Source organism: Sphaerimonospora mesophila (assembly GCF_001417795.1).
Classification (GTDB): Bacteria; Actinomycetota; Actinomycetes; order Streptosporangiales; family Streptosporangiaceae; genus Sphaerimonospora; species Sphaerimonospora mesophila.
This window is the reverse complement of record NZ_BCBX01000032.1, coordinates 421,596-428,032: the sequence shown is the minus strand read 5'-3', so window position 1 is coordinate 428,032 and position 6,437 is coordinate 421,596. Positions and strand designations below refer to the sequence as shown.

Below are 6,437 nucleotides of genomic sequence, written 5' to 3'. Positions count from 1 at the left end.
GGACCACCGGGCCAAGCAGCACGCCGCCCTGCTCGACGCGGCACGCGACATCCTGGCCACCGAGGGCGTGGCCGCGCTCACCCCCGCGGCCGTCGGCGCCCGGATCGGGCTGGCCAGGTCCAGCGTCTACCGATATTTCGCCTCGACGGCGGACATACTCGCCCAGCTCACGGAGGACGCCTTCCCCCGCTGGGCCGACAGGCTGCGCGCCGCCATCACCCCCACCGGCACCCCCGCCATCACCCCCACCGGCACCCCCGGCATCACCCCCACCGGCACCCCCGGCATCACTCCCGCCGGTTCGCCGCATGGGGCCGGATCGCTGCGGGACCGAGTGCGGGCGTACGGCAGGGCCGCGCTCGACTTCGTGGGCAGCCCCGACTACGCGCTGATCCCGGCCCTGCAGGCGATCGGGCTGTCGCCCGAGTGCCGGAACCGGGTGGACGAACTGCACGGAGAGCTGGTGGCGCCGCTCGCCGAGGTGCTGGACGAGGCGGGGTACGACCACTGCGACCTGCGGGCCGAGCTCGCCTGGGGTGTGCTTCGCGCCGGCGCTCGTCGCCTGATGCCCGATCACCCTCGTGGCCGGACGCCGATGACGGACGCCGAGATAATCGAGATCACCCTCGACGCGCTCGACCGCGTGCTGCGCTGATCCGCCGCCGGTCCGGAACTCGAAGAGAACGATCGACCGTACGGTTCGACGAACCACTCGTCATCAGGCCCCGACTGGTCTAGCCTTCACATCACCCAGAAATTCCGCACTTAGGCATTTGGGTGCAAATCCCCCTCGCTCGGTGGCCTCCCCGCTCCCCGAGCATCGGACCGACATGAAGGCGGCCCACCATGAGCGTGCATGTTCACGTCCGCCACACCGACGGCCTGGCCGTCACCGAGGACGGAGAGCTGATGGAGACCACCCGCTGCCAGTGCGGCGCCACCTGGACGAGTACGTTCCGCGTCGAGGAGGGCGACCCGGAAGGCTGACCACGTTCCCGTCTACCTGGCCAGGGCGGCCACGAGTGCGCTCCGCGCCTCGACCAGAGAAGGTCCGTACCAGGTCAGATGCCGGCCGCTGACCAGAGCGGCCGGGATCTCGGGGAAGAATCCGGGGCCGTCCTCCGCGGTGAAGCGGTAGGGCTCGTCCGGGAGGACGACGAGTTCGGCGCCCGCCGCCAGCAGCTCGGGCAGGGCGATCTTCGGATAGCGCTCCGGGTGACCCGCGTAGATGTTGCGTACGCCGAGCCTGAGCAGCAGATCGCCGGCGAAGGTGTCCCGTCCCAGCACCATCCAGGGCTTGCGCCAGATGGGGATCACCGCCTGCCGCTGAGCGGTGACGGGCGGGGCCGAGGACCACGCCCGTTCTGCTGCGGCGAGCCAGCCAGGCTCGGCGAGGCCGCAGGCCGATGTGAGCATCCGGCGCAGTGAGACGAACGCCTCGTCGAGCGTACGGATCCTCGTCACCCAGACGGGCACCCCGGCGGAACGCAGCGCCTCGATGTCGACCGGGCGGTTCTCCTCCTCGTTGGCCACCACCAGATCCGGCCGCAGGCCGGCGATGGCGGCCACGTCGGGATTCTTGGTGCCGCCCAGCCGCCGAACGGACAGCCCCTCCGGATGCGTGCACCAGGCGGTGGCGCCGATCAGCAGTTCCGGGGCCGACTCGGCGAGCGACTCGGTGAGCGACGGGACCAGGGACACCACGCGACGTACGGCGTCATGCGACGTGAACGGCGTCCCGAGATCGTCGACCGCCATGATCCCCATAGGCCCCATCCTGCCATGGCTCACTCCGATGGGAAGGGGAGCCGGTGGCACGGCACGCCTGACGGGGCGGACAGGGGGTAGATAGCCGCATGGAGCCTTCAGACCTCGGCGCGGAGGGGAGCAGATGCAGAGCAAGGCCGAGCTCATGCTTGGTGGTCTGCTACGCGCCAGCCATCTGGCCACCATGCTGGACCTTCCCGGCCTACTCGCCGAGCACGCCGCGATGGTCGGCTTCACGCAGACCATGATCTACGTGCCCGACCTGCAGCAGCAGTTCCTGCACCCGCTGCCCGGACAGTACGACGCACGCGGCCGGATGCTCGACCCCATCCGCATCGACACCACCGTGGCCGGGCGCGCCTTCCGCGACCTCGAGATCGTCTCGGTCCGGCAGGTCCCCGAGCCGCTCGCCGACGAACCGCCGGACATGCTCTCCTCCCCCGGCCTGCGCCGACTGTGGGTGCCCATGCTGGACGGCGCCGAGCGGATCGGCGTGATCGGGGTGACCGTGCCGGTCGACAACGAGATGAGCAGGTGGTGGGTTCAGCGGCTGGGCACGCTGATCGCCCTGCTGATAGTGACCAAACGCGACCGCAGCGACGACTACGCCTGGCTGGTACGCGCCCAGGAGATGACCCTGTCGGCCGAGGTGCTGTGGAACCTGATGCCGGCCGCGACCTTCGCGAACGACCGACTCGTGATCAGCGCGTCGCTGGAACCCGCCTACGACGTGGGCGGAGACGCCTTCGACTACGGGCTCAGGGGCGACAGGATACATCTGTCGATCTTCGATGCGATGGGGCACGACACGGCCGCCGGATTGACCGCGAGCATCGCCGTGGGCGCCTACCGCAACAGCCGCCGCAGCGGCGCCGGTCTGGTGGAGATCAGCGAAACCATCGACAGGGCCATCGACGACCAGTTCGGCGGCGGCCGGTTCGCCACCGGCATCCTGGCCACGCTCGACACCCAGACCGGCTGGCTGGCCTGGGTCAACCGGGGGCATCACCCGCCGCTGGTGCTGCGGCGGGGGCGGCAGGTCGCCACCTTGGACGAGACGCCGCCGGCGCCGCCCATGGGCCTGCGACTGGGCCGTCCCGCCGAGCTCGCCCGCTACCATCTCGAGCCCGGCGACCGGCTGCTGTTCTACACCGACGGCATCATCGAGGCGCGCAGCCCCGAGGGGGAGCCGTTCGGCATCGAGCGCTTCACCCGCTTCGTGATCCGCCGGGAGGCCGACGGGATATCGGCTCCGGAGACCGTCCGCCGGCTGATCCAGAGCGTCCTGGCGCACCAGCAAGGCGTGCTGCAGGACGACGCGACCGTGCTGCTGCTCGAGTGGCGCACCCAACGGCACCGGAAGTTCGCGATGTGACGGATCCGCCCCACCTGATCGAGGGTGAGGCCGAGGTCCTTGAGCGCGATCAGCCGGTTGAGCCGGGACAGTTGCCCCGCCTCATAGTGGCGGTAGCCGGTGACCGGGCCGACCCGGGCCGGAGGGAGCAGGCCGAGCGCGTCGTAGTGCCGCAACATGCGTACCGACACCCGGCCAAGACGAGCGAAGACTCCGATGCTGAACCTGACCCCTCCGGTCCATGGCCTCACACCGGGTCAGGGTCAACCACGTGCGAACCGGTCGATCCGGAGAAGTCGCCTTCTCCGGATCGACCAACCATCACTCCGCTGTGCGCACTGTCACTCCGCTGTGCGCTCGACGGGGAGCCACAGCTCGGCGTCCGCATGAGTACCGTCCTGCGACACGACCGTCCGCGAGATCTCCGGTCCCGGCCGGCTGCGGTACGGATTCGACGGGAGCCACTGGGTGAACGCGTCCCGCCACAGATACTGCAGCGCCTGGGGGAAGGCGCCCGAACTCTCGAAGACCACCCACGCCCCGGCAGGGACCGTGAGAACGTCCAGGTCCTCGGGTGCCTCGGCACCGGTAACCACACCGTAGTAGTAGTCGAGCTCGGTGCCCTCCGCACGGCCGTCCGTGATCTGGTCGGCCACGTTGACGATCCCCCGCGGTTCCTGATCGGAGAGCCCCTCCAGCCGCTGCCTGGTCTCCTGGTCGATGCTCCGCACGAACTCGACGATCGCGAGGTTCATCCCCTCGTGTACGAGGGGGACGCGGGCCTTCCTGCCCACCAGGCGGAACTCCTTCTTCTCCACTATCCGGTATCGCATGTCACCGCTCCCTTCGATGATGAGGCGGAAGGACATCCGGGGCTGGGCGCGCAGCGGAGCGCCGGCCCGTCTGGCCTCACCGGGTCCGACGCCGTGCATGGCGCGGAACGCGCGCGCGAACGCCTCTCCGGAGCCGTAGCCGTACCGCACCGCGATGTCGAGCAGCGTCTCCTCGCCGGCGAGCACGTCGGCGCCGGCGACGGTGAGCCGCCTGCGCCGGACGTACTCCGACAGCGGGATGCCGGCCAGCGCGGAGAACATCCGCCGGAAGTGATATTCCGAGGTGACCGCGATCCGGGCGAGCTCGGCCACGTCGATCTCCTGATCGAGGTGCCGCTCGATGTGCTCCATGGCCTGGTTCAGCCGATCCAGCATGCCGTTCTTCCTTCGCTTTCAATCACGAAGCTAGGTGCGGACCATCCCGTCACACCCGACATCCTGTGCCCGGTGAAGTCGGATCGCTTCTGCTCACACGGGTTTGCCCGCCAGTAGGAAGGCCTGCCGGACCTTCTCCGTCGCGTCGGGCTCCCGCACCAGCCGAGCCCGTACGGCGAGGCCCGCCTGATCCAGCGAATCGGCGATGCGGTCGGGAGCCAGCCGGTTGAAATCGAGCGCGACCGGATGACCGAACGGCTCCGCCACGCGCAGCGGCCCGTCACCCACCTGGAAGGCGAGCAGCAGGTGACCGCCCGGGGCCAGCACGCGGCGGAACTCGGCGAACGTCGCGGGCAGCAGCTCCGGCGGGGTGTGGATGAGGGAGTACCACGCCACGACACCGCCGAGAGCGCCGTCCGCCAGGTCAAGATCCATCATCGAACCCACGTGGAACCTCAGATCCGGGTGATCCCGCCGGGCCGTTTCGACCATCGCGGGCGACAGGTCGACGCCGAAGACGTCCAGCCCGAGGGAGTGCAGGTACGCCGTCACCCGGCCGGGGCCGCAGCCGACCTCGACGACCGGACCGCCGCCGGTGGTCCGTACGAGTTCGGCGAACGCGGCGAGCATCGCGCGGTCCAGCGGCTTCGCCTGAAGCTCCTTCGCGAAGTGCTCGGCGTAGTCGGCGGCGATGGCGTCGTAGAACGTCCGCGTGGCGGTCAGGTGGGAGGGCTCCGTCATGGACGAGAACGATAGACCCGGAGCCCGTCCCCCGGGTCTCACCACGACCGGCCTCGCCCTCAGCGGGCGAGGTGACGGCTGATCACCAGGCGCTGGATCTGGTTGGTGCCCTCGAAGATCTGCATGATCTTCGCCTCGCGCATGTAGCGCTCGACCCGGAACTCCCGCGTGTAGCCGTACCCGCCGAAGACCTGCACCGCGTCGGTGGTGACCTTCATGGCGGCGTCGGTGGCGACCAGCTTGGCCACGCTGGCCTGTCTGCCGTACGGCAGGCCTGCGTCGCGGCGGCGGGCCGCGTCGAGGTAGGTCGCCCGCGCCGCGTCCACGGCGGCGGCCATGTCGGCGAGCAGGAAGCCGAGCCCCTGGTGATCGATGATCTTCTTGCCGAAGGTCTCGCGCTCCTTGGCGTACGAAACGGCCTCGTCCAGCGCGGCCTGGGCGAGGCCGGTGGCGCAGGCGGCGATGCCGAGCCTGCCGGAGTCGAGGGCGCTGAAGGCGATCTGCAGGCCCTGCCCCTCCGCGCCCAGCAGCCGGTCGTCCTCCAGGAACGCGCCCTCCCAGTGCGCGGTGGTGGTGGGTACGGCGTGCAGCCCCATCTTCTCCTCGGGACGGCCGAAGCTCAGGCCGTCCGCGGCGCCCGGCGCGAGGAAGCAGGAGATGCCCCGGCTGCCCTCGGCGGTGCGGGCGAACAGCGCATAGAAGTCGGCCCTGCCGCCATGGGTGATCCACGCCTTGCTGCCGCTGATCCGGTAGCCGCCCTCGACCTTCTCGGCCTTGCACCGGAGCGCGGCCGCGTCGGATCCGGCCTGCGGCTCAGACAGGCTGTAGCCCCCGATGAGCCGACCGGCCAGCATGTCGGGCAGCCACCGCTCCCGCTGCCGCGCCGTGCCGTACTCCACGACCGGGAAGCAGGCGAGCGTGTGCACGCTGCAGGCGACGGCGACCGCCGCCCAGCGCGCCGCCAGCTCCTCGATCACCTGCAGATAGACCTCGTACGGCTGAGCGCCCCCGCCGAACTCCTCCGCGTACGGCAGGCCGAGCAGCCCGGCGTCCCCCAGCAGGGTGAACAGTCCCTCGGGGTAGGTCTCCGCACGTTCGTGCTCGTCCACCCGGGTGGCCAGCTCCCGGTCGGCGATCTCACGGGTGAGCTCGATGAGGTCCGCTGCCTCCTGAGTGGGCAGCAGGCGGTCCACGGTCACGATCGGCTCCTCAGGTCCCAGGTGATGTAGGCGCTGCGCACGTCCTCAGCGTACTTCCGGACATAAGCCGCGTTCTGATATCTGGTTCAGATCGTCGGTCCGGATCGTGAGCCGCCCGCCCCCCGCATCCTCCGACCCCGCCAAGCGCACGGATCCCCCGTCGCCCGG

The 6,437-nt window shown here is 70.2% G+C and carries 7 protein-coding genes and 1 pseudogene; 3 read left to right on the top strand and 5 right to left on the bottom strand.

All coding sequences use genetic code 11. From position 1 onward, the window contains the following. Positions 1-655, top strand: a 655-nt coding sequence (locus tag AP234_RS09580) for a TetR/AcrR family transcriptional regulator (RefSeq protein WP_055479203.1), incomplete at its 5' end; no start/stop codon positions are given. A gap of 191 nt (positions 656-846) precedes the next feature. Next, positions 847-987, top strand: a complete 141-nt coding sequence (locus tag AP234_RS37640; protein ID WP_162842191.1) for a hypothetical protein — start codon at positions 847-849, stop codon at positions 985-987. 12 nt (positions 988-999) lie between these two features. Here the strand turns inward: AP234_RS37640 and AP234_RS09575 are convergent, their stop codons facing one another. Continuing rightward, complete coding sequence (locus AP234_RS09575; RefSeq protein WP_055479345.1) at positions 1,000-1,758, bottom strand: helical backbone metal receptor; 759 nt, start codon at positions 1,756-1,758, stop codon at positions 1,000-1,002. 133 nt (positions 1,759-1,891) lie between these two features. On the opposite strand from AP234_RS09575, the gene AP234_RS38510 reads away from it, so the two are divergent. Continuing rightward, entirely contained in the window at positions 1,892-3,142 is a 1,251-nt protein-coding gene (locus AP234_RS38510; RefSeq protein WP_055479202.1) for a PP2C family protein-serine/threonine phosphatase, read from the top strand. A gap of 11 nt (positions 3,143-3,153) precedes the next feature. On the opposite strand, the pseudogene AP234_RS38505 reads toward AP234_RS38510, so the two are convergent. From AP234_RS38505 to AP234_RS09555, 4 genes and pseudogenes are all read right to left on the bottom strand, one after another. Further along, a pseudogene (locus AP234_RS38505) lies at positions 3,154-3,300 on the bottom strand (MerR family transcriptional regulator); the annotation flags it as partial. Between the two features lie 162 nt (positions 3,301-3,462). Continuing rightward, on the bottom strand, positions 3,463-4,329 hold the full coding sequence (locus AP234_RS09565) for an AraC family transcriptional regulator (RefSeq protein WP_055479201.1): 867 nt from the start codon (positions 4,327-4,329) through the stop codon (positions 3,463-3,465). A 93-nt stretch (positions 4,330-4,422) separates the two neighbouring features. Beyond that, positions 4,423-5,070 carry a class I SAM-dependent DNA methyltransferase gene (locus AP234_RS09560; RefSeq protein WP_055479200.1) on the bottom strand — a complete coding sequence of 216 codons (648 nt, stop codon included), beginning with the start codon at positions 5,068-5,070 and terminating at the stop codon, positions 4,423-4,425. Positions 5,071-5,129: 59 nt separating this feature from the next. Next, on the bottom strand, positions 5,130-6,269 hold the full coding sequence (locus tag AP234_RS09555) for an acyl-CoA dehydrogenase family protein (RefSeq protein ID WP_055479199.1): 1,140 nt from the start codon (positions 6,267-6,269) through the stop codon (positions 5,130-5,132). Between the last annotated feature and the right edge of the window lie 168 nt (positions 6,270-6,437).